The 24094-nt window shown below is 61.4% G+C and carries 22 protein-coding genes; 10 read left to right on the top strand and 12 right to left on the bottom strand.

Annotation, left to right across the window (positions count from 1 at the left end; genetic code table 11):
* Positions 1–161: 161 nt before the first annotated feature.
* A complete protein-coding gene (locus tag ACR9ZQ_RS38595) occupies positions 162–1208 on the bottom strand; it encodes a LacI family DNA-binding transcriptional regulator (protein WP_481430505.1) in 1047 nt (348 codons plus the stop codon).
* Between the two features lie 165 nt (positions 1209–1373).
* Between ACR9ZQ_RS38595 and ACR9ZQ_RS38590 the strand changes: the two genes are divergently transcribed.
* Both ACR9ZQ_RS38590 and ACR9ZQ_RS38585 read left to right on the top strand, forming a co-directional pair.
* Positions 1374–2321 carry a dihydrodipicolinate synthase family protein gene (locus tag ACR9ZQ_RS38590; protein ID WP_481430504.1) on the top strand — a complete coding sequence of 316 codons (948 nt, stop codon included), beginning with the start codon at positions 1374–1376 and terminating at the stop codon, positions 2319–2321.
* 229 nt (positions 2322–2550) lie between these two features.
* Positions 2551–3933 carry an MFS transporter gene (locus ACR9ZQ_RS38585; RefSeq protein WP_481430503.1) on the top strand — a complete coding sequence of 461 codons (1383 nt, stop codon included), beginning with the start codon at positions 2551–2553 and terminating at the stop codon, positions 3931–3933.
* 267 nt (positions 3934–4200) lie between these two features.
* On the opposite strand, the gene ACR9ZQ_RS38580 is transcribed toward ACR9ZQ_RS38585, so the two are convergent.
* The gene (locus tag ACR9ZQ_RS38580; RefSeq protein WP_481430502.1) at positions 4201–5184 is read right to left on the bottom strand and encodes a zinc-dependent alcohol dehydrogenase family protein; all 984 of its coding nucleotides are present in this window, start codon (positions 5182–5184) and stop codon (positions 4201–4203) included.
* 188 nt (positions 5185–5372) lie between these two features.
* On the opposite strand from ACR9ZQ_RS38580, the gene ACR9ZQ_RS38575 reads away from it, so the two are divergent.
* The 4 genes from ACR9ZQ_RS38575 (at position 5373) to ACR9ZQ_RS38560 (ending at position 9462) form a co-directional block, all read left to right on the top strand.
* Positions 5373–5729, top strand: coding sequence for an SPW repeat protein (locus ACR9ZQ_RS38575; protein WP_481430501.1), 357 nt, complete (start codon positions 5373–5375; stop codon positions 5727–5729).
* Between the two features lie 29 nt (positions 5730–5758).
* A complete protein-coding gene (locus ACR9ZQ_RS38570; protein WP_481430500.1) occupies positions 5759–7021 on the top strand; it encodes an MgtC/SapB family protein in 1263 nt (420 codons plus the stop codon).
* 112 nt (positions 7022–7133) lie between these two features.
* Positions 7134–7958: a universal stress protein gene (locus tag ACR9ZQ_RS38565; RefSeq protein ID WP_481430499.1), complete on the top strand. Its 825-nt coding sequence runs from the start codon at positions 7134–7136 to the stop codon at positions 7956–7958.
* A 13-nt stretch (positions 7959–7971) separates the two neighbouring features.
* Complete coding sequence (locus ACR9ZQ_RS38560) at positions 7972–9462, top strand: acetyl-CoA hydrolase/transferase family protein (RefSeq protein WP_481430498.1); 1491 nt, start codon at positions 7972–7974, stop codon at positions 9460–9462.
* Between the two features lie 143 nt (positions 9463–9605).
* On the opposite strand, the gene ACR9ZQ_RS38555 is transcribed toward ACR9ZQ_RS38560, so the two are convergent.
* From ACR9ZQ_RS38555 to adhP, 5 genes are all read right to left on the bottom strand, one after another.
* Entirely contained in the window at positions 9606–10571 is a 966-nt protein-coding gene (locus tag ACR9ZQ_RS38555; protein ID WP_481430497.1) for an ABC transporter ATP-binding protein, read from the bottom strand.
* 111 nt (positions 10572–10682) lie between these two features.
* Positions 10683–10967, bottom strand: coding sequence for a hypothetical protein (locus ACR9ZQ_RS38550; protein ID WP_481430496.1), 285 nt, complete (start codon positions 10965–10967; stop codon positions 10683–10685).
* Positions 10930–11259, bottom strand: coding sequence for a chaperone modulator CbpM (locus tag ACR9ZQ_RS38545; RefSeq protein ID WP_481430495.1), 330 nt, complete (start codon positions 11257–11259; stop codon positions 10930–10932). The genes ACR9ZQ_RS38550 and ACR9ZQ_RS38545 overlap by 38 nt, the downstream gene beginning before the upstream one ends.
* Before the next feature lie 2 nt (positions 11260–11261).
* Positions 11262–12188, bottom strand: coding sequence for a DnaJ C-terminal domain-containing protein (locus tag ACR9ZQ_RS38540; protein ID WP_481430494.1), 927 nt, complete (start codon positions 12186–12188; stop codon positions 11262–11264).
* A gap of 333 nt (positions 12189–12521) precedes the next feature.
* Positions 12522–13574 (bottom strand): alcohol dehydrogenase AdhP, encoded by a 1053-nt coding sequence (gene adhP, locus ACR9ZQ_RS38535; RefSeq protein ID WP_481430996.1) that lies wholly within the window; start codon positions 13572–13574, stop codon positions 12522–12524.
* A gap of 305 nt (positions 13575–13879) precedes the next feature.
* Here adhP and ACR9ZQ_RS38530 point away from each other — a divergent pair, with 305 nt between their 5' ends.
* The 3 genes from ACR9ZQ_RS38530 to ACR9ZQ_RS38520 are packed head-to-tail and all read left to right on the top strand — an operon-like array spanning position 13880 to position 18748.
* The gene (locus tag ACR9ZQ_RS38530; RefSeq protein ID WP_481430493.1) at positions 13880–14908 is read left to right on the top strand and encodes an HlyD family secretion protein; all 1029 of its coding nucleotides are present in this window, start codon (positions 13880–13882) and stop codon (positions 14906–14908) included.
* On the top strand, positions 14905–17625 hold the full coding sequence (rbbA, locus tag ACR9ZQ_RS38525; protein WP_481430492.1) for a ribosome-associated ATPase/putative transporter RbbA: 2721 nt from the start codon (positions 14905–14907) through the stop codon (positions 17623–17625). Before ACR9ZQ_RS38530 ends, rbbA begins: the two co-directional genes overlap by 4 nt.
* Before the next feature lies 1 nt (position 17626).
* Complete coding sequence (locus tag ACR9ZQ_RS38520; protein WP_481430491.1) at positions 17627–18748, top strand: ABC transporter permease; 1122 nt, start codon at positions 17627–17629, stop codon at positions 18746–18748.
* Between the two features lie 123 nt (positions 18749–18871).
* On the opposite strand, the gene ACR9ZQ_RS38515 is transcribed toward ACR9ZQ_RS38520, so the two are convergent.
* The 4 genes from ACR9ZQ_RS38515 to ACR9ZQ_RS38500 all read right to left on the bottom strand — a co-directional run bounded on the left by ACR9ZQ_RS38515 (position 18872) and on the right by ACR9ZQ_RS38500 (position 21257).
* Positions 18872–19336 (bottom strand): universal stress protein, encoded by a 465-nt coding sequence (locus tag ACR9ZQ_RS38515; protein WP_481430490.1) that lies wholly within the window; start codon positions 19334–19336, stop codon positions 18872–18874.
* Positions 19337–19632: 296 nt separating this feature from the next.
* The gene (locus ACR9ZQ_RS38510) at positions 19633–20196 is read right to left on the bottom strand and encodes a LysE family translocator (RefSeq protein ID WP_481430489.1); all 564 of its coding nucleotides are present in this window, start codon (positions 20194–20196) and stop codon (positions 19633–19635) included.
* 430 nt (positions 20197–20626) lie between these two features.
* On the bottom strand, positions 20627–21025 hold the full coding sequence (locus tag ACR9ZQ_RS38505; protein ID WP_481430488.1) for a hypothetical protein: 399 nt from the start codon (positions 21023–21025) through the stop codon (positions 20627–20629).
* A gap of 49 nt (positions 21026–21074) precedes the next feature.
* Positions 21075–21257: a twin-arginine translocase TatA/TatE family subunit gene (locus ACR9ZQ_RS38500; RefSeq protein ID WP_481430487.1), complete on the bottom strand. Its 183-nt coding sequence runs from the start codon at positions 21255–21257 to the stop codon at positions 21075–21077.
* A 431-nt stretch (positions 21258–21688) separates the two neighbouring features.
* Here ACR9ZQ_RS38500 and hemN point away from each other — a divergent pair, with 431 nt between their 5' ends.
* A complete protein-coding gene (gene hemN / locus ACR9ZQ_RS38495; protein WP_481430486.1) occupies positions 21689–23041 on the top strand; it encodes an oxygen-independent coproporphyrinogen III oxidase in 1353 nt (450 codons plus the stop codon).
* A 317-nt stretch (positions 23042–23358) separates the two neighbouring features.
* Here hemN and ACR9ZQ_RS38490 read toward each other — a convergent pair whose 3' ends face one another.
* A complete protein-coding gene (locus ACR9ZQ_RS38490) occupies positions 23359–23811 on the bottom strand; it encodes a pseudoazurin (protein WP_481430485.1) in 453 nt (150 codons plus the stop codon).
* Positions 23812–24094 lie beyond the last annotated feature (283 nt).

The following is a 24094-nucleotide window of genomic DNA, read 5'->3' as shown; positions in this document are numbered from 1 at the left end:
CACTTGCCCGAGGAAAAACAAGAGTAATGCAGTCACCTTTGGCAATGGCAGATGCTGGCTCCCGTTCCCCCAACGGCCGAGCTGCTTGAGAAAACGAGGAATAGGCTCGATCGGGGGCGGCTCCCAAATTGACTACTGGAACTGCCGGCCGATCAGCGACTTCATCGCGTTGCAATGGAGGCGGGGGGCTTGGCGGAGGACTTTCGCGGTATGAGGGTCGGCGCCGAAACGCGGATCCGGTCCTCTGCCGAAACGGCACCGCTTGTGAGCAGATCCAACGCGTTTGATGCAATCTGCTCAAAGGGGACGCGCAGTGTCGTCAGCGGTGTCGCAAGATGGCTGACGATCGGGATATCGTTATATCCGACGACCGATACATCGTTGGGCACGGAAATCCCAAGGCGCGAAAGACCGGAAAGAGCGCCGATCGCGGTATTGTCGTTCACGGCAAAAATCGCCGTAGGACGATCGTCCAAGCGCATGAGCTGCTCGGCCGCATCTGCGCCCGTATCGATTCCGAAGGTCGACGGAACAATGCAGTCCGGACGGTTCAACACCCCTGCCTCTTCCAGGGCCTGCCTGTAGCCTTCGACGCGTCCGAGCGCGCTGGAGGCGTATGACGGACCGGCGATCACGCCGATACGACGGTGACCAAGGTCCAGGAGATGGCGCGTCGCCAGATAACCACCCAGCCGGTCGTCGCCAATCGAAGAAAGGCTCCGTCCGTCGGTGCGCAGAGCCAGGACAAGCGGCACGCCCCGGGCCACCAGCTCATCAGGAAAGTCATCGTCCTCGCGCGCGGTCGACAGGATCAGTCCGTCAACGCCACGCTTTAGAAGTGACTCGGCGGCAAGTCGATCGGCTTTGGGCTTGTCATCGGTCGTCGCGACAATGGCAAAGCGACCGCTTTTGCTGCACGCCTTCGCCAGGGCCTCGTAGAGCATCGCCATGACCGTATCGGTTAGCCGGGGAACAATCACGCCGACCGTCATCGTGTTGCCGCGTCTCAGGCTCGCAGCTGAGACGTCTCGGACATAACCCATGTCTTCCGCGATCTTGCGAACGCGGCGCGACGTTTCGTTGTCGGACCGGGGAAGCCGCTCGTCGAGGATGCGTGATACCGTGGATTTGGAAACGCCGGCGGCCGACGCAACATCCAGGATGGTGACGCGTGTCTGGCGGTTGCCTTCTTCGGCCTTTGAATCCATTTCACTTTTTCCCATCTGCAGCGTTCTCGCGATTGAGGCCTCAAGCATGCATTAAAAAAAATGTTGACTCCAGCAAAATCGGAAACGATAGTGGGAACGTTCCCATTAACGATCCCATCGCTGGTCGCATAGGCGGACAGCGGCTATCTAGGAGGAGATACCCCGATGCAAGCAATGGATTTGAGAGGCCTGAGCCCGGCACCCGTTACCGCATTCACGCGCGACGGGGAGGTCGACTACGCGGCCAATGCCCGTATCGCCAAGTGGCTTGCAGGCATGGACGGCGTGAAGAGCCTCGTCATTCTTGGCCATGCCGGCGAAGGTACGTTCCTGACCGAGGAAGAGCGCCTGAAGCTCATCCGCACCTATGTTGAAGCGGTCAATGGTCAACTTCCCATCATTGCAGGTATCACCGGTGAGGGCACCAGGGTCGCCGCCGAAGAAGCCAAGAAGTGCAAGGCTGCGGGCGCGACCGGTGCGCTGGTCTACCCGAACCACGGCTGGCTGCGTTTCGGCTTTCAAAAAGGCGCGCCGCAGGATCGCTACAAGGCGATTTGGCAAGAATCAGGCCTGCAGTGCATCCTGTTCCAGTATCCGGATGCCACAAAGGCTTCCTACGATATCGACACGCAGCTTGCGATTGCGACCCAGGACGGGGTCGTTGCCACCAAGAACGGCGTCCGCAACATGAAGCGCTGGTACGTCGAGATTCCGCAACTCAAGAAGGCCAACCCGAACCTGCAGATCCTGAGCTGCCATGACGAATGGCTGCTGCCGACCATGTTCGACGTTGACGGCCTGCTTGTCGGCTACGGCAATATTGCACCGGAGCTACTGATCGACCTCATCAAGGCAGGAAAGGCGCAAAACTATCCGCAAGCCCGCCAGATCTTCGAACGTCTCCTTCCGGTCACCCGTGCCGTCTATCACCGTGGCTCCCATATGGAAGGAACCGTGGCCCTGAAGCTCGGGCTCGTCCATCGTGGTGTGCTTGACCATGCCACCATTCGCGAGCCGCTGAAGAATCTGGGCGAAAAGGCAGAAGCCGAAATCTTCGCCGCCTTCGAGGCCGCGGGCATCGGCCGGGTCGAGCAGTTGATCGCAGCGGAGTGACTGAGAAAGCCCTCGTCGTTCGAACGGGGGCGTCTTCTTAGGGGAGGAAAATTGCGGTCGCATCGGGAGTGACGCGCCGCCGCAGTCGCACGGTCTGTTACGACATGCATACCTCGCCGACGAGAGAGCTTCCGGATCCACAGCCGCACCCAAGAGGATCCCGAAGTGAGCCATCCAACGTGTAGGTTCGAAGCCAGGCCGGGAGAGGGCCGGGCACAGGGAGGAAAACATGAATATGGAACAGCGCATAACCGCGCCGTCACCGGTTGTCGATCCACAAGCAGAAATCAGTGCACGCCTTGAACGGTTGCCAGTGACCCGGGAGGTGTTCTGGGCCCGAAACATCGTCGGCGCCGCGACATTCTTTGACGGTTACACCGTGATCGCCATCGCCTATGCGATGCCGGTTCTTGTCCGCGAATGGGGTTTGACGCCAGGACAGACGGGAATGATCCTGTCGATGGGTTACCTCGGGCAATTGATCGGCGCGGTCTGCTTTGGCTGGCTCGCTGAGCGGATCGGCCGCCTGAAAGTGCTGCTATTTACGATCCTGCTATTCGTCAGCATGGACATCGCATGCCTCTTTGCAGCCGGCGCCGGCATGATGATGGCATTCCGCTTCGTCCAAGGCATCGGAACCGGCGGCGAAGTTCCGGTCGCCAGTGCTTATATCAACGAACTGATCGGCTCGAAGGGGCGCGGCCGCTTTTTCCTGCTGTATGAGGTCATGTTCCTTCTCGGCCTCGTCGGCGCGGGCCTGATCGGCTACTTCATGGTCCCAGTCTACGGCTGGAAGGCGATGTTTGTCGTCGGCCTGGTCCCTGCAATCCTCATGATCCCCCTGCGCTGGTTCCTCCATGAATCACCCCGCTGGCTGGTCGCCAACGGCCGCTATGAGGAAGCCGACCGTATTGTCACCAAGTTGGAGAACAGCGCCCGTGCCGGCGGCAAGGAACTGCCGGAGCCGAAAGTCGTGGCCGCTCCTGCCCGCCGCAGATCCGACTGGCGCGAACTTTTCCAGGGCATTTACCTGAAGCGCACGCTGTCGATCTGGGCCATGTGGTTCTGCGCCTATATGGTCGCCAATGGGACGATCACCTGGCTTCCGACCCTCTATCGCCAGACGTTTAACCTGCCTCTTGAAACCAGTATTTTCTACGGCTTCGTCACCTCGGTCGGTGGCGTAATTGCGGCCGTTATCTGCGCACTGCTCATCGACAAGGTCGGCCGTAAGCGCTGGTATACAGGCGCCCTTTTGATTGCACCGATCCCGCTTGTCATCCTCGCCTGGCTGGGTGCGACGTCGGCGACACAGGTTCTCATCCTCGCCGGCCTCGCCTACGCCATCGTCCAGACCGTAACGTTCTCGCTCTACCTCTATTCGGCGGAGATCTATCCGACCCGTCTTCGTGCCATTGGCACGGGCACAGGCAGCGCCTGGCTGCGTCTCGGGTCCTCTGCCGGTCCTATCGCGGTAGGCTGGGTCATGTCATCGATGGGCATCCAGTATGTCTTCGCCGTCTTCGCAGCAATCCTGCTGGTCGGCGCCCTGGTGACGGCCCTCTTCGCGGTCGAAACCAAGGGGCGCGTCCTGGAGGAATTGTCGCCGTAATATCTACCGTCCGCATTCGAAGGACCCGAGAAGGCTTGGCGGGTAACCGCCAGGCCTTATCGCATATGTGACCTGCAGAATCTCCGGCATCCGTTCGGTGGTTTCGGTTGATTGATCTGGGGTTCGATCCCGCTCAAGGCGACGGCCGAACTCGTCACAGGCACGACGCGACTTCTCTTCGGTGCAGTTCTCCGCCGGTTTCAGGTCAGGAAGCATCGAGCGAATTCGGATGATGCCGCGATTGCCGCTCCGCGATAGCGGTGCCCTTCAAGGTGTCAGGACAGCCGCTCCGCTCAGGCGGCCGGCACGCAGATCGTCAAGCGCCGCATTGGCATCTGCAAGCCGATAGGTTTTCGTGTGGGTGCGCACACCTGCCTGGTGGGCGACGGGGAAGAATTCCTCGGCGTCTTTCCGCGTCAGATTGGCGACCGAAACCACGCTTCGCTCGCCCCAGATCAGCGCATAGGGCATTGCGGGCAGGTCACTCATGTGGATACCACCACATACGACCCGGCCTCCCTTTCGCACCACCTTCAACGCCGCCGGCACTAGTTCGCCTACCGGCGCAAAGATGATCGCCGCATCGAGCGCGACGGGCGGGCGCTCGTCCGAGCCTCCAGCCCAGACGGCGCCGAGACCGCGTGCGAAGCTTTGTGCCGCCTCGTCGCCGGGGCGCGAGAACGCATAGACGTCGCGGCCCTGCCAGTGACAGATCTGCGCGATGATGTGCGCGGCCGCGCCGAAGCCGTAGAGCCCGATCCTCTTGCCGTCGCCGGCCCTCTTCAGCGAACGCCAGCCGATAAGGCCGGCACAGAGGAGCGGTGCAAGGGCGACGGGATCGGCCCGGCTGTCGAGGACAAAGGCATAATCGGCATCCGCAACGACATGGGTGGCAAAGCCTCCGTCGCGGGTATAGCCGGTAAATTGCGGCTCATCGCAAAGATTTTCCTCTCCGCTCCTGCAAAACGAGCAACAGCCGCATGTATGACCGAGCCAGGGCACGCCGACCCTTTGCCCCATGCGCGACGGCGCTATTCCTTCCCCGACAGTCTCGACGATGCCGACGATCTCATGGCCGGGAACGAGCGGCAGCTTTGGGTTCGGAAGATCGCCGTCGCAGACATGAAGATCGGTCCTGCACACCGCGCAGGCCTCGACCCTCAGCATCAATTGTCCTTTTGCGGGCACGGGATCCGGCCGGTCGACCGGACGCAGGGGCATCCCGATTGCCTCAAGGATCATAGCTTTCATCAACCGTTCCTCATCTTCATGATGCCATGATCCTGAAATCGCGGCAAACCGGCATTGACGGCTGTCAAAGACGGCTGGCGCCCGTTCCTCGCACTTATGGAGAGTTCCCCTCGCGGGAGATGTTGATCCAGCTCAATGAGCCGAACCGCGTGTCGTGATTTGCTTTGCAGGGGCAGGGAGACCTAGAAATGGATCGTCGTCGCAGGCAAGACCACGCCGCCTTTATCGTCGGGATATGGCTCATCGCCGCCCCCTGGGCACTCGGAAGCTTCAGCCCGGATTCCGTTCCTCTCGGCGCGGCGGCGTGGAATTTCCTGGTCCACGGAGTTGCCGTCGCCATCCTGGGCGCGACGGCACTCGCATCCTACCGCTTATGGGAGGAATGGGTTAACCTCCTGATCGGTATCTGGCTTATCGCTTCGCCATGGATGCTCCACGACGTTGAAAAGCCGCCCTTTGTTTGGAATGCGTTGATCTGCGGCATTCTTCTCGTCGTCCTCGGCATATCGGCACTTTACGGTACGAAACCGTCCGAGCGCCGCTGAAGAACAGGCCGCGGCGACTGGACCAGCCAATGATGACATTGCTGATGACAACGGAAGCATTCCAGCGCCTCAGCCTGGCGCTTGCGATCGGCATCCTGGTCGGCATCGAGCGCGGCTGGCAGGAGCGAGAGGCGGCACCGGGCGGAAGGGTCGCAGGCATTCGCACCTATGGCCTTTCAAGTTTCCTTGGTGGCCTATGCGGCTTCCTTCAGCCCGCAACGGGGCCGATCCTGCCGACGACGGTCTTTGTGTTCTTTTGCATCACAATTCTCGTTTTCAACTCCATGCAGGCGGCGCGCGACGAGGATTACAGCGCGACCGCTGCCATTGCCGCGATATCGGTTTTCGTGCTTGGTTTCAGCGCCGTAGTTGCCGACATGACGACGACTGCGGCGAGTGCCGTTGCAATAACGGTGCTTCTGGCGGCACGCGAACCGTTGCATGGGTTTCTTCGGCGGCTGACCTGGCTCGAACTCAGGGCCGCCTTGATCCTGTTGACGATGACGGTCGTCATCTTGCCCATCCTGCCCGACAAGCCGATCGATCCCTGGCAGGCGATCAATCCCTTCGAGCTCTGGATGATGACGATCCTCGTGGGCGCCGTCTCTTTTTTTGGTTACATCCTGATCAAGATCAGCGGCGCACGCGCTGGAATCCTGATGACCGGCGCAAGCGGCGGCATCGTTTCCTCGACGGCGTTGACACTTTCCTTTGCTCGCCAGTCGATCCAGGTGCCTGCGCTCTCGTCCCTGCTTTCGGCAGGGGCGATGCTGGCTGGAGCGGTATCCCTCACCCGGGCGCTTCTGATCTGCGGCGTGATTGCGCCGGCGGCGCTGTGGGAACTTGCGCCATTGCTCGCTCCAGCGGCTGCGGCCTTTGCTATCGGTGGCGGCCTCCTCGGAGCGCTACGGCGTCCGGAAGACAGTTCCAACTTCTCGCCGCGAAACCCGCTCGAGGTTATGGTGGCGCTGCGTTTTGCTCTAGTTCTCGCCGTCGTGACAATCCTGACGCGGGCGACCCTGGTTGTCTTCGGAACAAGATCGCTGCCCGTCCTCGCCTTCGTGACAGGACTGGGCGATCTCGACGCGATAACGCTTTCGGTTGCGAAACTGACGTCGATCCAGCTCTCAGCGGATGCGGCCGCCCGCGCCATAGCGGTCGCGGCCTTCGCCAATCTCCTCGCGAAAGCTGTTCTGGCGGCAATCATGGGGAGCCTCGCCTACGCGGTTCGTCTGGCGATCGCAACCGCTGCGGCGGCTCTTGCCGGGCTTTTGGGTTTTCTTCTGACATGAGTGCTCGCCGAGAGGACTGCTTCGGAAAATTGAGACATGTCAATGCGGGGCTTCGAAGGGATGCGACAGTGATGAGGATCTGGTCTCATCGTTTTCCGTTCGGGGTCTCCCAATGAAACAACACCTCTTTCTTCCACTCCTCGCCTATCCGGATATGACTTCCGAGTTCATGATCGCCAATGCGGTCGCACTTGCTCACCACATGCAGGCGACACTCACCGTCTGTGCGGTGGAGATCACGATTCCCGATGTTTCCAATGCGCTATCGTCGCTGATCATCGACGCCGCGAAGATGGCACGGGATGCCGAGGATCTGAGCCGTAAGCGCGCCTCGGTCCTGACCCAAAAGGCGCTCGATCAGGCGAAGGCCGCTTCCGTCGATGTGCGTCTGCGCGAGATCAAGGCGGGTGAGCCTTTCGTCGCTGAAGCGCTTGCGGAAGCATCGCGTGCCTATGATCTCGTGCTTCTGGAATCGGCGGGTGTCTCCCGCCCGATCGTTGAGGCAGTCCTGTTTGCCTCCGGCAGGCCGCTCATCCTTTATCCCGCCGCACCGTTCGGCGGGAGGCTGGATCACGTCGCTATCGCCTGGGACGGCAGCAGGGCCGCCGCGCGCGCTGCCCATGACGCCTCGCCCTTCCTGGACCGGGCATCCAAGGTCTGCCTGCTCTCCGTCATCGACGAGAAGCCGGTCAAATTCGATACGGGCGACCATCTTGTCGAGAATCTGCTCAAGAGCGGGGTGATGGCGGAGACGGTGCGAGCGCATGCAGGCAGCGAGCCCGTTGGCGAAGTCCTGCAGACCAAGGCTTTCGAGTGGCGTGCCGATCTGCTCGTCATGGGCGGCTTCGGCCATTCGCGTCTGCGTGAATTCGTGCTCGGCGGCGCAACCGACGCCGTGCTGACCAATATCACGCTGCCCATCCTGTTGTCGCATTAAGGACTGACCGACCATGTTCAAGGATCGTCTTCGCAGCAAGTCGCTCTGGGGTCGCATCGTCAATGCCGACGAGGCCGCCAAGCTGATCACCGACGGCATGACCGTCGGCATGAGCGGCTTCACGCGCGCCGGCGAGGCCAAGGCCGTGCCGCTGGCACTGGCGGAAAAGGCAAAGCGTGATCCGCTGAAGATTACGCTGATGACCGGCGCATCGCTCGGTAACAATCTCGACAGGACGCTTGTCGAAGCTCACGCCATTGCCCGCCGCATGCCTTTCCAGTCCGATGCCGTCATGCGCAAGGCGATCAACGCCGGCGAGGTGATGTTCATCGACCAGCACCTGTCGGAAACGGTCGAGTTCCTGCGCAGCGGCCAGTTGGCACCCGTCGACATCGCCGTCATCGAGGCGACCGCGATCACCGAAGACGGCGGCATCGTGCCGACCACCTCCGTCGGCAATTCGGCGAGTTTCGCCATCCTGGCGCCGAAGGTGATCGTCGAGATCAACCTGTCGCAGCCGGAAGCGCTCGAAGGGCTCCATGATATCTATATCCCGACCAGGCGGCCAAGTCGCGAGGCGATCCCGGTCGTGGCACCCGACAGCCGCATCGGGGTGCCCTTCATTCCAATCCCGCCGGAAAAGATCGCGGCTATCGTCCTTACGCAAAGTAGCGACAGCGCGTCCACGGTGGAAGCGCCGGATGCGCAGACGAATGCGATTGCCGGTCATCTCACCGAATTCCTGCTCAACGAGGTGCGCCATGCCAGGCTGACGGAGCGCCTCTTGCCACTGCAGGCAGGCATTGGCACGATCGCCAACGCGGTGCTCCAGGGGTTCACCGAGACACCCTTCCACGATCTCACCATGTATTCTGAGGTGCTGCAGGATTCGACCTTCGATCTCATGGATGCCGGCAAGCTGAATTTCGCCTCGGGGTCCTCGATGACACTGTCGACGGAGAAGCATTTGCGGGTATTTTCCGCGATCGAGCGCTACAAGCAGCGGCTGATCTTGCGCCCACAGGAGATCAGCAACCATCCTGAGGTCATCCGCCGCCTCGGCATCATCGCCATCAACACGGCCCTGGAACTCGACATCTATGGCAATGTCAATTCGACCCATGTCGGCGGCACGCACATGATGAACGGTATCGGCGGCTCCGGCGATTTCGCCCGCAACGCCTATATGTCGATCTTCGTGACGAAGTCGCTCGCCAGGGACGGTGCGATTTCACGCGTCGTGCCAATGGTCAGCCATGTCGACCATACTGAGCACGATGTCGATATCCTCGTGACGGAGATCGGCCTTGCCGATCTGCGCGGCCTGGCGCCGCGGGAGCGGGCGGAAGTCATCATCGCCAACTGTGCGCATCCGAATTATCGCGAGGCACTGGCGGATTATTACAAGCGGGCGCTGCTGCGCGGCGGGCAAACACCGCATCTGATTGAGGAAGCGTTCGGCTGGCACGACAATCTGCGCCGGACAGGCAAGATGCTTGCGTAGCCACCTGTTGCGACCTGATGAAATTCGCTAGGGCTTAAGGTGGCATCAGCCGTCCGGTGCTGGCCACGCTCGCTGCGAACCTGAACACGGAAATGACGCGCGATGACCTGTTCGGGCGGACAGGTGGCCACGAGTTCAACTCCTCACGGTCCCGGCTCTACCATTTGCGGCGGGCCAGCGTCCTGCAAGGCAGCGGCATCGATGCTCGCATCGCGGATCATGGCGTATTTGACCTGCGTGACCTTCAAGTCACGGTACCAGTCGACCAGTGCGCCCCACGGGTCGGTTATCTTGGAAAGGCCGGAGATGAAGGCGACGACGGTGCCGATCTCGGTCTTGCCGGTGACGACATAGTATCCGCCGAGCGCGAAGATGCCCGCATATTCCAGCTGCGTCATCAGGTTCATCAGGAAGTTCATCGTGAACTTGATCCTGTAGATGCTCATATTGGTCGAAAAGAGCGTCTGGACGCGGTCGCTCTGAGCATTCAACGTCTCGCTGGTAACCAGGTGCTCGGCCATGCCTTCGCTGACATGGCGCATGACGGTGATCTTGCTCGCCATCCGGCGATTGATCGCCGATTGCATCATGGGAACGAAGCCCACCTGGGGAAAAAAGACGATGGCGACGGCAAACGCCATCAGCGGCTGCAGGAAGATCATGTAGCCGCCGACGGCAACGAGGATGCCGGCCTGCAGCAGCGGCTCGGAGATGCTGGTGCCGACGAAGCCGCCGACGGGTTCGGCTTCGGCGAGCATGATCGAGAGCTGTACGCCTTCGGCAAGCGCATCGAGCGGCGCCTCTCGCGAGCGTTCTGAGACAGCGAGCACCGACATGCGCAGCCAGCGGATCGCGACTTCGCCGATCCAGCTGCGATAAAGGTTGAGCAATAGCTTGGTCAGGCCCTCCAGCAGCACGAGGCCGAGATAGGCAAGGACGAGGAGGAGGATGGCGGCATAGGGCGCGCCCTGCGTCATGGCATTGATGATGCGCCTCTGGACCTCCAGCGGTGCTGTGCCGGCGAGAAAGAGGAGCATCGCAACGCCCGCGATCGCAGTCTGGTGGCGACGGCCCATGAGGAGGACGAAACCGAACAGGTTTCTCGGCATCTTCCCTTCGTCCTCTGCTGTGTTGATGGAATAGAATATCGCCGCATGGTCGTCGTTGCGCGGTTTTAAGGCCTTGCGCCATGATCGGCGTCAAAATTGAGGAATGGATCGCTACTGGATCACCGAGTTCTGAGGGGTGGAAGGGCGCGTGCTGTCGGCCTGCGGCTTGATCCAGAGGATGCTGAATACGCTGGCGATCATGAGAAGGAGGATAATCAACAGAAGTCTGCGCAACGACGTTTCCCGGCAGGGCGGAGAGGCTGCTCCGCCAGAACAGGCGGGCAGCTTGCCCGCCCCGCCATTTTCCATGCCGCGCAAAGCCTGACCTTGATCGTCGTCAAAGTCCGGAACGAAGCTATCAGCGGGCGCTATCGTCGAGCTCTTCGAGCGCGTCAAGCAGGCGTTTCTGGATCTCGGCCTCCTGCCGGTTGATGGCGACGATAAGCCTGCGCATCGCACCGCGCATGCCGTGGAGCTGGTCGACGAGCTCCATGACGACGTCGACGCCGGCCTCGTTGACGCCCATTTGGCGTGTGAGGTCGAGGATCAGGCGGGCGCGGGCAAGATCGGCATCCCGGAACCGGCGCCGGCCCTCGGAAATATCGGGGGCGAGCCAGCCCTGCTCGACCCACAGATCGAGCTCGGTCACGTCGATTTTGAGGTAGAGACGGAATTCGCGATCGTCCATGGTCAGGCCTCCATGTTCTTTCTCGGATCCTGTGTGTCGGCTGCCGCCCAGTCCTTGGCGAAGGCGGTCAGCTGTTCGTCGGGCTGTTCGGGCAGCATGATCTTCAGCGTCACATAGACGTCACCGGCGTCGCCGCCGCGCTTGGCAACACCCTTGCCCTTGAGGCGCAGCACCTTGCCGCTGCTGGAATTCGCCGGCAGCGTCAGGTTGACCGGCCCCGAAGGCGTCGGCACGCGCACCTTTCCGCCGAGTACCGCTTCTCTTAAGGTGACGGGCAGATCGAGGCGGATGTCGTCGCCGTCGCGGGTGAAGAAACGGTGCGGGCGCACATGGATGTCGATCAGCGCATCGCCGGCCGGCCCGCCGCCGAGGCCGGGTTCTCCCTTGCCGCGCAGGCGCAGCGTCTGGCCGTCACGCGTGCCGGGCGGGATCTTGACGTCGAGTGCCGGCCCGTCCGGCAGCCGCACCTGGCTCTGCGCGCCGTTCACGGCATCGAGGAAATCCACCTCCATCGAGAAGCGCCGGTCCTCGCCCTTGGCGCGGAACTGGGCAGCGCCGCTGCTGCCGCCAGCGCGGCGCGAGAAGAAGTTTGCGAAGAGATCGTCGGCGTCTCCAAAATCGGCAAAGCCGGCGTCGTTGTGATAGGCGCCGCCCGGGCCGCTCGAGGAGGCATAGTCTCGATAGTAACTGCGGGGCGCCTGTTCGGCTCCCGTGATGTCGATTTCGCCACGATCGAAGCGACCGCGCTTCTCTTCGTCGCTCAGGATTTCATAGGCGGCAGAAATCTCCTTGAACTTCGCCTCGGCCTTCTGGTCGCCGGGGTTCAGGTCGGGGTGGAGCTTCTTGGCAAGCTTGCGGAATGCCCCCTGAATTTCCTTCTGGGTGGCATCCCGTTTCACGCCCAGAAGCTCGTATGGATCTTGGCTCATACATGTCTCCGTGTAAGGGCAGCGAATACTGCGGACTGGAATCCGCCTTGATATAGGTTGCCGGTTCGATGTCGGGGAGGGGAGGAGGGCAGCGTCCTGTCATTCGGCCTGGCTCGAAGGGACAGCGCTAGCTCCTACGGTGGGCAGGAGCGCCGGCCCCGGCCGTTCCCCTCTTCCGGCTGGCAGTCCAGGCGGCAGGCACGAAGAGCAGCACCGCGCAGGCAACCGTGCCCAAAGGCCGACTGCGGCGTGCCCCAAAGCAAAGGAGCCAGGGCGACGCGGCAAGCCATGTGCCCTGATCAAAGTCAAAATTGACGTATCCGCGGCTGTTTCTCATGCCGTCGCCGGTGTCTCTCCGGCGATATCCAGCACCATCCGGCCTTCGATCGTTCCCGCTTTCAGGCCGGCAAAGATATTATTGATATCGTCAAGCGGCGCCCTGGTGATCTCGGCCCGGACGCGGCCATCGGCGGCGAAGGCGAGCGCTTCGTCGAGATCGCGGCGCGTGCCGACGATCGAGCCGCGCACGGTAATGCGCTTCAGCACGACGTCGAAGATCGGCGTCGGGAAGTTGCCAGGCGGCAGTCCGACAAGGCTGACGGTACCCTTCCGGCGCACTATGGAAAGCGCCTGCGAGAAAGCCGGCGGGGAGACGGCGGTGACAAGCACGCCATGTGCGCCGCCGCCCGTCGCCTTCAACACCTTCTCTATCACGTCTTCGGAAAGCGCGTTGAGCGCAAGATCGGCGCCAACCTCACGAGCGAGGTCGAGCTTGGCGGCGGCGATATCGAGGGCGAGCACCTTGAGGCCCATCGCCTTGGCATATTGGATCGCAACATGGCCAAGGCCGCCGACGCCCGAGATCGCTACCCACTCGCCGGGTCGGGCTTCGGTTTCCCTGAGACCTTTGTATGTCGTAACACCGGCGCAGAGGATCGGCGCGATCTCGGCGAAATTGACGTCATCGGGAAGGCGTGCGGCAAAGGCTGCAGAGGCGATGACATATTCTGCAAAGCCGCCATCGCAGCTGTAGCCGGAATTGTGCTGATGTTCGCAAAGCGTTTCCCAGCCGGTCTCGCAATATTCGCAACGCAGGCAGGCGTCGTGCAGCCAGGCGACGCCGACGGCATCGCCTTCCTTGAATTCAGTGACGCCGGGGCCGAGAGCGGCAACGATGCCTGCCGCTTCGTGGCCTGGAATGAAGGGCGGCGTCGGCTTGACGGGCCAGTCGCCGTCGGCTGCATGCAGGTCGGTATGGCAGACGCCACAGGCGACCACCTTCACCAGTATTTCGCCCGGTCCGGGAACTGGCACCGGCACGCATTCGATTACAAGCGGCTTGCCGAATTCACGCACCACCGCCGCCTTCATCATCTTGCCCGTCATGATCTTCATCCTTTCGCGATGATTGTCCGGCGTGATGATGAAGGGGACGCCCACCGGCGCATTGATCCATCGCAAGACAGACGCGTCCGGTGTCGCAGGTCGGGGCGCGCCCGTCCGGATGCTGCCTGAAGGGCCTCTATATCGCTCCCGAACCGACGATACGTCTGCGGACCCTCCGCGATCAGGCACCACCGCGACAGATGCCTGCCGTCTCCTTCATGACATATGTCAAGGAGGGCGGACGGGATTGCCAATAGAAGGACGAACATCGGCAATGTCCGCAGGTTCGATTGGAGGCTCCGCAATTGAGAAAGCATCAGCTTTGTGTCCTGGTTTCCGCCGCTTTTCTCCTTGGCCTTGGCCAGCCGGTTCTTGCCCAGGATCGCTCCTCGGTCTTCTCGGCTCGCTTCGAGGCCCTCTGGAACAAGATGACAGGCCGAGGACTTCCCGAAAATGTCTCCATGTCCAATGGCCGCATCGAGGCCCAGCAGGTGCTGATTTCGGCGAAATTCGCTGGCCGGCTTGCCGATGTACTCGTCGATGAAGGCCAGATCGTCGACGCCGGCGCGCCGATCGCCCGGATCGATACGGCCGATCTCGATGCCCAGCTTGCTGGCGCCAAGGCCCAGGTTCGCCGAAGCGAGACGAGCCAGGTCGAAGCCGAGGCCTCAATTGCCCAGCGCCAAAGCGAGCTTGCACTGGCCAGGCAGGAATTCGAACGCGCGCGATCGATGAGCAACACGGGCAGTGGAACGATGCAGCAGCTCGAACTGCGCCGCAGCCAGCTGAGCGTTGCCGAGGCTGCACAAAGGGCAGCGCTCGCAAGCCGCGACGAGGCGGAAGCGGCAACAGAAGCGGCGCAGGCGGAAGTGGTGCGCATTCAAACTTTGCTCGACGATGCTGTGCTGAAGGCGCCGCGCCGGGGCCGTGTCGAATACAAGCTCGCGCAGACTGGCGAGGTCGTTGCCGCCGGTGCGCCGGTTGCCACGCTGCTCGATCTCTCCGACGTGTCGATGACGATCTTCCTGCCGGCCCGTGCAGCCGGCACCTTGGCGATCGGCGATGAGGCGCGCATTATTCTCGATCCGGCGCCGCAATATGTCGTGCCGGCGACGGTCTCCTTCGTCTCTTCGCAGGCCCAGTTCACGCCGAAGACCGTAGAGACGCAAGACGAGCGCGAGAAGCTGGTCTTCCGCGTGAAGTTGAAGATCGCTCCCGATCTGCTCAAGGATTATGAATCGCGCGTCAAGACCGGTGTGAGGGGCATCGGCTATGTCCGCACCGACCCCAAGTCGGGCTGGCCGGCCGAGCTGCAAGTGAAGCTGCCGCAATGAGCGAACCGACCGTTCGCCTTACGGCCGTGACGCATCGTTACGGCCAAATTGCCGCGCTCGATGGTGTCGAGCTCGCCGTTCCCGCCGGCTGCATGGCCGGACTGATCGGCCCCGATGGCGTCGGCAAATCGACGCTGCTCGGTCTTGCGGCGGGTATTACCCGCATCCAGCACGGGCATGTCGAGGTGCTTGGCGGCGACATGGCCGATTGGCGCCATCGTCGTGACACCCGTACCCGCCTTGCCTTCATGCCGCAGGGCCTCGGACGCAATCTCTATCCGACGCTGAGCGTGGCAGAAAACCTCGATTTCTTCGGCCGTCTTTTCGGCCAGGACGGTCGGCAGCGCCTGGCGCGCATGGACGAGCTACTGCGAATGACCGGCTTGCTGCCTTTTCGCGACCGGCCGGCCGGCAAGCTTTCGGGTGGCATGAGGCAGAAGCTCGGCATCTGTGCCTCGCTCCTGCATGATCCCGATCTGCTGATCCTCGACGAACCGACGACCGGCATTGATCCGCTCTCGCGGCGGCAGTTCTGGGAGCTCGTCGATCACATTCGTGCGCGGCGGCCGCAGATGAGCGTGATCGTCGCCACCGCCTATATGGAGGAGGCCGAACGCTTCGACTGGCTTGCCGCATTGCACGCAGGCAGGCTGATCGCGACCGGCAGCCCCGGCGATATCATGCGGCAGGCTCGGCAGCAGACCCTGGAGGCGGCCTTCACGGCTCTGATGCCGAATACCGGCAAGCTGGATCGCGGCCCGCTGATCGTCACGCCGCGTGCGATCGTCGACGGACCGCCGGCAATCGAGGCGGAAGACCTGACGTGCCGCTTCGGCGATTTCGTCGCGGTCGATCATGTCAGCTTCCGTATTGCGAAGGGCGAGATTTTCGGCTTCCTCGGTTCGAACGGCAGCGGCAAGAGCACGACGATGAAAATGCTGACGGGGCTATTGCCGTCGAGCGAGGGTGTCGCAAAGCTCTTTGGCCAGCCGCTGAAAGCCGGCGACATCGAGACCCGCAAGCGCGTCGGCTACATGTCGCAGGCGTTCTCCCTCTATGGCGAGCTGACCGTTCGCCAGAACCTCAGGCTGCATGCGCGTCTTTTCGGTTTGCCGGCTGCAGATATCGACGGGCGCGTCGGCGAGATGCTCGCCGAATATGATCTCGACGACTTCGCCGACCAGCGGCCAGAGGACTTGCCGCTCGGCATTCGCCAGCGTCTCCAGCTTGCAGCCGCCCTCATCCACAAGCCGGAAATTCTGATCCTCGACGAGCCTACGTCCGGCGTCGATCCGGTGGCTCGCGACGCCTTCTGGCGATCCCTGATAACGCTGTCGCGGCGCGACGGCGTCACGATTTTCCTGTCGACGCATTTCATGAATGAGGCCGAGCGCTGTGACCGCATCTCGCTGATGCATGCCGGCAAGGTGCTGGCGGTCGGCACCCCTGCCGAACTCCGCGCCGAGCGGGGCAATGCGACGCTGGAGGAAACCTTCATCGAGGTGCTGAGCGAGGCGGGTATGGGAGAGGGTGTTGACGCCGATGCCGGGGGCATTGAGCTCGCCGGTGCCGCCGCCAAGCCCATGCGTCTCTTCGACCCCCGCCGGCTCTTTGCCTACGCGCGGCGGGAGACGATCGAAATCCTGCGCGACCGGGCGCGGCTCGTCTTCGCGCTGCTCGGGCCGGTCCTGCTGATGCTCACTTTCGGATACGGCATCTCCTTCGATGTCGAGCATCTGCCTTTCGCCGTCTACGATCAGGATCAATCTTCAGAAAGCCGACAGCTGGTGGAGAGCCTGCAGAGCTCGCGTTATTTCCAGGAGCAGCCGCCGATTGCCTCGACCGAGGAGCTGCAGCATCGGCTGCAGGATGGTGAGCTGATGGTGGCCATCGAGGTCCCGCCCGATTTCGGCCGCGACCTGCTGCGGCAGGAGGCGCCGGAGGTCTCCGTATGGCTCGACGGCGCGATGCCGTTCCGTGCCGAGACGGCGCGCGGCTATGTTTCCGGTCTCGTCTCCTCCTATCTCGCTGATGTCTCGGCGCGGCACTCAGGCCGCTTCGAACAACCCTATCCCGTCAATATCGAAAGCCGCTTCCGCTATAATCAGGATTTCAAAAGCGCCAATGCGATCGTGCCGAGCGTCATCATGCTGATGCTCGTATTGATCCCGGCGATCATGACCGCGCTCGGCATCGTCAAGGAGAAGGAGACCGGCTCGATTGCCAATTTCCAGGCGACGCCGGTCACGCGTATCGAATTCCTGCTTGGCAAGCAGCTTCCCTATGTGGCGATCGCCTTCGTCAGTTTCCTGATGCTGGTGCTGATGATGCGCATCGTCTTCGACGTACCGATCAAGGGCTCCGTCGGTCTGCTTGCGGCGGGCTCTGTCCTCTATATCCTCGCGACGACTGCCTTCGGTCTCTTCGTTTCGAGCTTCGTGCGCAGCCAGGTGGCGGCGATCTTCGCAACGGCGATCATTGCGGTCGTCCCGGCCGTGAATTTTTCCGGTCTGCTGGTGCCGGTCTCGTCGCTCTCCGGGGCCGGGCGGTTCATGGGGCTGCTTTTTCCCTCGGCCTGGTACCAGCCCCTGAGCGTCGGCGTCATCACAAAGGCTCTCGGCCTTGCCGAACTCTGGCCTAACCTCATCGCCCTTGCCGGTTTCGGTGTCGTGTTCGTCGGTGCCGCACTTGTGGCACTCAGAAAGCGGAGCGCCTGACATGTGGGGCAAGCTCAACCGGATCTTCCGCCTCGGCGTCAAGGAGCTCTACAGCCTGAAGGCCGATCCCGTGATGATGGTTCTCATCGTCTATACTTTCACCATTGCCGTCTATACGGTTTCGACCGGCGCCAAGCTCGAGGTTGAGAACGCCTCGGTCGCCGTCGTCGACGAGGACCGTTCGATGCTCTCGACACGGCTACGGGACGCAATGCTGCAGCCCTTCTTCAAGGAGCCAGTGTTGATTGGCGCTGATGAGGTGGATGCGGCAATGGATGCCGGTCGATTCGTCTTCGTACTGGAGATCCCGCCCAAATTCGAGGAGGATGCGATTGCCGGCCGCAAGCCTTCGCTGCAGCTCGATATCGACGCGACAGCCATGGCGCAGGCCGGCAACGGAGCCTCCTATATTCAGAGCATCGTCCTGCATGAGATGGCGACGGCCTTGCCGAATAGCGCAGCGGCGTCGCCGGTCAATCTCGTCGTCAGCGCACGATTCAATCCCAACCTGCAATCGACCTGGTTCACGGCGGTCATGCAGGTCATCAACAATGTGACGATGCTTTCGGTCATCCTGACCGGTGCAGCGCTGGTCCGAGAGCGGGAGCACGGCACGATCGAGCATCTTCTCGTCATGCCGGTCACGCCGGCGGAGATCATGATGTCGAAGGTCTGGGCGAACGGGCTGGTGATCGTCGTGGCGGCTGTGCTGTCGCTCGTCGTCGTGGTCGAAGGGTTTCTTTCGGTGCCGATCGCCGGCTCGATCTGGCTCTTCGTCTTCTGCGCGGTGCTTTACCAGTTCTCCGTCACGTCGCTCGGCATTCTGATCGCCACGGCGTCCGGCTCGATGGCGCAATTCGGGCTGATCTCGATGCCGATCCTGATGGCCATGAACCTGCTTTCCGGCAGTACGACGCCGATGGATAGCATGCCGCTGTGGTTGCAATATGCGATGGTGGTTTCGCCCGCGCCGCATTTTGTCTCCCTGTCGCAGGCAATCCTCTACCGCGGCGCTGGCTTCGATGCGGTCTGGCAGGAGGTGGCGGCGCTGATCGCGATCGGCGTGCTCTTCTTTTGCAGCGCGCTCATGCGGTTCCGGCGGGCGCTGGCGGATGCGCGGTAGAGATCGTGGCAATACCGTGATGGCGTGCGGTGGCCTGCACCTGCCAGTACCTTTGCGTCATGTGTGGGGAGAAGGTCGCGACAAAGGCGGAAAACACAGCGCGCCATTGGCGAGGTCGCACTGTTAACAGCGCGCGACCGTCTCCACCGCGCCCCTCAGCTTATGCCCCGGACTTTGCTTGCGATCGATGAGGACCGAGCATTTGGCATGACGCACCACGCGGTCGACCACGGCCCCGAAAATATAGTCGGTAATATCCGCCACATGAGTCGACAGTATGATGAGATCGGCCTGCTTCTCCCGCGCGGCGGCCAAAAGCACCCTGGCCGCGCTACCGGTATGGACCTCGACCAGGGCAGGGATCTTCATCTGTCGGCAGAGCAAGGTGAGCTTATCCTCGGCATCCTTTATGGCGGCGGTCTCGAAGTCCTCCGGCAGGCTCGTCGTCATATAGTGTGGCACGGTTTCGACGGCGTGAACGACGAAGATCGAGCCATCCTTGTCGAGGAGGCCGGCTGCCTTGTTCAGGATGCGCTCGGCCGTTTCGCGAGGGCCATTGCCTATTGCACAGACTATCGTTTGGTACATATCGGATCACTACCCTTGTCCGCCAGATCGTCATGCGATCTTAGCCTCCCGCATGGATCAGACATTGACCAACATCAAGAAACGGTCCCAGATCATATCTGATGCGGGACAGAGCGGCTGCGGCAGGCGGTGCCGTATCTTCAAGCCATCGAGGGAACAGCCGAACCGATACCCTGAAAAACTCACTTAGAGCGCCGTGCGTCCATTCGGACGCACAAAGGACGCTCTAACTCTTTGAATCTACGAATTAGGCTTTCCGAAAATCGATTCCGATTTTCGGGCCGATGCTGTAGCTTTCAGGTCCAAAGGGCGCTGATGGCGAGGGTCAGGGAGAAGGCAACCAGTACTGCGCAACCGCAACGCCGTGCAACAGGTGGCATTTGCGCTTGGCGTCCAACAAGCAGACTGCCAAGGCCAAGCCAGATCGCCGACGTCACCGTCACGCAGACGACGAATGTCGCTGTCGCTGCGGGTACCCCCGCTTCGACAGCGGGCACGAGGGTGAGGCCGATGATGATGGCCTTGGGATTGAGCAGCGTGGTGATGAAGAGCTGATCGACGCCGAGCGTGTTCTGCCCGCCCTCCGGCGCCCCAACCCATAGCTTGAGCGCAAGATAGAGAACCCAGATCGCCGAAATCAGCTTGACGATACTGGCAATGCCTGGATGGCCATAAAGGAGCGGAGCGGCGATGCTCGACACTGGAACGATGATTGCGAGATAGGCAAGCACCACCGCGGCGATGAGCGACAGGGACCGCCAGACGGTCAGCGTTGTCGACGCCAAGGCCAGAACCGCATTGGTGGGGCCTGGCAGGATCAGCAGCGAGAAGACGGCGATAACGAATGTCGGCAGGTTCATCAAATCCGGTCCTTGATCGTCTGCCACCCTTCTCATGAATTCTGACGGACGGTCTTGATCTGTATCAGTTCGAGTACCGCCCCGGCCAGATTGAGATTTATCAAGGACGAGCAAGCGGAGGGGCGATAGCAACGGCATGCAATATTCGTCCGTCAAGCGAAGACATCGGCACCCCTGTTGTGCTGCCTCATCGAAGACAAGCGAAGCTCTCGCATCACCATAGGGATGTGAAATCCATGTTTGAAAAGCGGCCTCTCCCAGCATGCTCCTGAGAGATCTCGATCCAGTCACCGCCAGGCGCGTTCTCCACATCTATGACGGTATTGCGGAGGCGTCGTGGTTCAATCGCAACCGCGCCACCGAATGGGAGCTGCTCAAGCTCGTGCTTCGCCATGTCGCGCGCGATCAGGACGAGGAATATCTCCAGAAACTATGCACCCGCGAAGCGTTCGAGCGTTTCTGCCGAAGCGCGCAGCCGAGATGAGGGATCAGTCGGGCGGGGAAAGGGTGTGATGGTGCTGCCGATATCCTGCCACGTCCACAGCGGTTCTGACTGCGAATGACCGCGGCGCCAGCGTCTTACGTCGGTTGCTGTGACGACCAGGGTTTCCGCATGCCTCGGATCGCATTTGCCATAGGCGAGCGCGATCTCGCAAAAGCTATGCAGAAACTGGAAAAGCCGCGCGTCACTCGCGCGCGGCGGCGAGGCGACACTCAGCAGCGATCTCCTGGTGACGATCAGTGGCCTGGTTTGGTCAGCGACTTGAAGATCGATGCGACCGCATTTTTCCGCGTCGTCGAACCGGGCCGAGATAATCGAATACTCCATCCTGCGCTCCCCCTGACGTTCAGGATGACCGAATACGCGTCGATCCGGATCAGGGCCGATCTGCATCGCCGCCCCTGTCCTTTTCGCCGACCTGCTCGTCATCGATGCCCTTCTTGAAGGCCCGAATCCCATGTGCGACGTCGCCGATGAGTTCAGGGATCTTGCCGCGTCCAAACAGGATGAGGACGATGGCAAGGACGATCAGCCAATGCCAGGTGCTAAAGCTTCCCATTCCAATCACTCCTTGTAATGTGACGAGCTTAGACCTTCCGCCTCAGCCGTGATTGATCTGGCGCAAATGCAATGATGTTGGTGAAACTGGCGGTCAACCGCTGGCCGCGGTTGCCGGGGCCGCGGACTCACGGATATGGATGCCCGCCGCGCGGTGTAACGTGCTCGAGCATGGCGTCAAGATCGGCATCCGCATGCATTCGAAAAAGCGGCAGTGACTTCAAAACCGCACCGTCGATCTTCATCGTCGTCCCGCTAAACTGCTTTGAAAGTGGCGCCCTCGGTCGTATCGGCGCGAGCGCAAGTGTCGAGCTGGTTCCTGCGCCCTGCTTGCTATTTTCAGGCTCACGCGGGTCATTATTGATCCAGGACAAGGAAGGCAGCCCCTCATCGGCATATGCGCATCGTGACACTCTCATGAAGGAAGCCGAAATGTCCGATGCCTTGGTTGCCAAATATGGCGAGGCCCGCCTGCCCCGCTACACCAGCTATCCGACTGCACCTGCATTTTCGCCGGCCGTCGGGCCGGAGCAATATGCCGTCGGTCTTTCAGAGATCGCAGCCTCTGGACCTGTCTCCGTCTACCTGCACGTTCCCTTCTGTCGCTCGATGTGCTGGTATTGCGGCTGCCACACGACGGTCACGCGCCAGGATGCGCCCGTGCTCGAATATCTCGACGTCTTGAGCCAGGAGATCGAACTCGTGTCGCAGGCGGCTCGAAACGAGGTTCCGGTCAAGAACGTTCATTTCGGCGGCGGCACGCCGACGATCATGAAGCCGGACGAATTCTCGAGCCTGATGGACAAGCTCAAGAGCGCGTTCCAGTTTACCGGCGACAGCAGCGTTGCGGTCGAGATCGATCCGCGAACGCTGTCGAGCGCGATGATTTCCGCTCTCGGCGAAAACGGCGTCGATCGCGCAAGTCTCGGCGTCCAGAGCTTCGACCCCGTCGTTCAAAAAGCGATCAACCGGATACAGAGCTTCGAGCAGACGCAGGCAGCCGTGGCGGGGCTCAGAGGCTACGGCGTGACGAGCATCAATTTCGATCTTATCTACGGGCTCCCGCATCAGACCATTCGATCCTGCATCGAAACGGTGAGAACCGCTGTCGAGTTGCGCCCGGAGCGGTTTGCGGTCTTCGGATATGCCCATGTGCCGGCCTTCAAGAAGCATCAGCGGCTGATCGACCAGGCAGCGCTGCCCGATGCTGCGCAACGCAACGAGCAGGCCGAGGCGATCGCTGATGAGCTGGAGAGCGCCGGATATGTTCGTGTCGGCCTCGACCATTTCGCATTGCCCGACGATCAGCTCGCCGTCGCCTCCCTCTCGGGAACCTTGCAGCGCAACTTCCAGGGCTACACGACAGACGAATGCGAAACTCTCATCGGGCTCGGCGCTTCGGCGATTGGGCGGCTGCCGGGCGGCTACGTCCAGAACCACGTCGCTCTTGGTCGTTATGCAGAACGGATCACTTCGGGAATTCTCGCGACTGCCAAGGGATATGGGCTGACCGATGAAGACAGGTTTCGGGCGAGAGTGATCGAACGGCTGATGTGCGACTTCAAGGTCGATCTCGCAATGCTTGGTGCGGAGGCCGGCTACGATGTCGGCTTTCTCCTCGAGCGGAACGATCGGCTGGACAATCTCGTGTCGGATGGCGTGGTGACGATAAAGAACGGCTGCATCACCGTCTCGAAGGAGCATCGCTTCATGGTCCGTGCCGTCGCTGCTGCTTTCGACGCCTACTTCGGCTCCTTCGGCCGGACACATAGCAAGGCGGCATGATCTCCGGCTGACCGCCACCTTTTGACAAGCGGCAGGTGATCAACGACGATGCGCCTGCCGGTCACTCCTAGCCACAAGCATTTCCTTGGCTACGGTGGCGAAGCACAAATTCATCATATTCGTCGTCGGCAAAGCGAGCCGCCTTGCCACAGGATCTCGGTGAGGCCTCCCTCGGCCTGCTCGAGAGTGCTGTGGGCCTGCGCCGATCCGACAATGCAAAACATGCCTGTTACTGCGAGCGCAAAATGTCTGATCATGACATGTCTCCTGGTCCGCAGGTGGGGCGCAAGGCGCCGCCACCTGTGAGTGCCTTAACGTTATTGCGTGACCTGCGCGATCTGTGCGAGATCGGCATCGAGGCGCTTGCGCACCATGTTCGGAAGCTTGGCGGTCTTGATGACTTCGAGGTTGGCGGGGTTGTCGCCGACCTGGATCAGCGCCACCATGCCCATGCCTGCGTGCGGCGTGCACTTGATGACATAGGCGCCGGGGAGGTCGAATTTTGCCTGATATTGCTCGCTGGGCGTGGACTTGAACTCTGCAGCCCCATCCGGAATAAGGCCCTTGTAGGTCTCGGCATTGTGGCTCTTGTCGGTGGGCACGAAGGTAACGGTATCACCGGGTGCGATCTTGACGAATCCCGGCTCGAAGACCATTGCGCCGTCAGCGCCCTTGTTGAGCATCTGGATCTGATGGTCGGCGGCCATGAGCGGCGCTGCCGATGCCATCAGAACCGCTCCGGCAGCGATCAGTCCAAATTTCAGACGCATTGCATTTCTCCTATGGTTCGGGGCCGATCTTGGCCTCGGCTGCGGTTCTAGGACATGCAAACGTGCCACTCTTTGATGCCCGTCAAATTGGTGGTGCCAATTCAGGCGACAAGTGGCTCTCTTTGTCCTGTTTCGACGACACGCAGGGAAACGGGAGAGCGGCCCCGAGGCACATTGAAGACAGCATCCTCAGCATCCACTTCGATGCAGGCGTGGATGCAGGTTTGCATCTGCCGAACCGTCAAAGGCTCCGGCGGACAATCGGATTGCTGGATTTTTTGAG

Source organism: Rhizobium sp. KNZ14-9A (assembly GCF_056755015.1).
This window is presented reverse-complemented; position numbering and strand designations above follow the sequence as displayed.

Bases quoted from the DNA above. Each gene is read 5' to 3' on its own strand.
- ACR9ZQ_RS38505 (WP_481430488.1), bottom strand. From the start codon at position 21,025: ATGGAGTATTCGATTATCTCGGCCCGGTTCGACGACGCGGAAAAATGC.
- ACR9ZQ_RS38500 (WP_481430487.1), bottom strand. From the start codon at position 21,257: ATGGGAAGCTTTAGCACCTGGCATTGGCTGATCGTCCTTGCCATCGTC.
- ACR9ZQ_RS38570 (WP_481430500.1), top strand. From the start codon at position 5,759: ATGATGACATTGCTGATGACAACGGAAGCATTCCAGCGCCTCAGCCTG.
- ACR9ZQ_RS38510 (WP_481430489.1), bottom strand. From the start codon at position 20,196: ATGAACCTGCCGACATTCGTTATCGCCGTCTTCTCGCTGCTGATCCTG.
- ACR9ZQ_RS38515 (WP_481430490.1), bottom strand. From the start codon at position 19,336: ATGTACCAAACGATAGTCTGTGCAATAGGCAATGGCCCTCGCGAAACG.
- ACR9ZQ_RS38555 (WP_481430497.1), bottom strand. From the start codon at position 10,571: ATGCCGAGAAACCTGTTCGGTTTCGTCCTCCTCATGGGCCGTCGCCAC.
- ACR9ZQ_RS38580 (WP_481430502.1), bottom strand. From the start codon at position 5,184: ATGAAAGCTATGATCCTTGAGGCAATCGGGATGCCCCTGCGTCCGGTC.
- ACR9ZQ_RS38575 (WP_481430501.1), top strand. From the start codon at position 5,373: ATGGATCGTCGTCGCAGGCAAGACCACGCCGCCTTTATCGTCGGGATA.
- ACR9ZQ_RS38545 (WP_481430495.1), bottom strand. From the start codon at position 11,259: ATGGACGATCGCGAATTCCGTCTCTACCTCAAAATCGACGTGACCGAG.
- ACR9ZQ_RS38490 (WP_481430485.1), bottom strand. From the start codon at position 23,811: ATGCGTCTGAAATTTGGACTGATCGCTGCCGGAGCGGTTCTGATGGCA.
- hemN (WP_481430486.1), top strand. From the start codon at position 21,689: ATGTCCGATGCCTTGGTTGCCAAATATGGCGAGGCCCGCCTGCCCCGC.
- ACR9ZQ_RS38565 (WP_481430499.1), top strand. From the start codon at position 7,134: ATGAAACAACACCTCTTTCTTCCACTCCTCGCCTATCCGGATATGACT.
- rbbA (WP_481430492.1), top strand. From the start codon at position 14,905: ATGAGCGAACCGACCGTTCGCCTTACGGCCGTGACGCATCGTTACGGC.
- ACR9ZQ_RS38590 (WP_481430504.1), top strand. From the start codon at position 1,374: ATGCAAGCAATGGATTTGAGAGGCCTGAGCCCGGCACCCGTTACCGCA.
- ACR9ZQ_RS38540 (WP_481430494.1), bottom strand. From the start codon at position 12,188: ATGAGCCAAGATCCATACGAGCTTCTGGGCGTGAAACGGGATGCCACC.
- ACR9ZQ_RS38585 (WP_481430503.1), top strand. From the start codon at position 2,551: ATGAATATGGAACAGCGCATAACCGCGCCGTCACCGGTTGTCGATCCA.
- ACR9ZQ_RS38595 (WP_481430505.1), bottom strand. From the start codon at position 1,208: ATGGATTCAAAGGCCGAAGAAGGCAACCGCCAGACACGCGTCACCATC.
- ACR9ZQ_RS38560 (WP_481430498.1), top strand. From the start codon at position 7,972: ATGTTCAAGGATCGTCTTCGCAGCAAGTCGCTCTGGGGTCGCATCGTC.
- adhP (WP_481430996.1), bottom strand. From the start codon at position 13,574: ATGACGGGCAAGATGATGAAGGCGGCGGTGGTGCGTGAATTCGGCAAG.
- ACR9ZQ_RS38520 (WP_481430491.1), top strand. From the start codon at position 17,627: ATGTGGGGCAAGCTCAACCGGATCTTCCGCCTCGGCGTCAAGGAGCTC.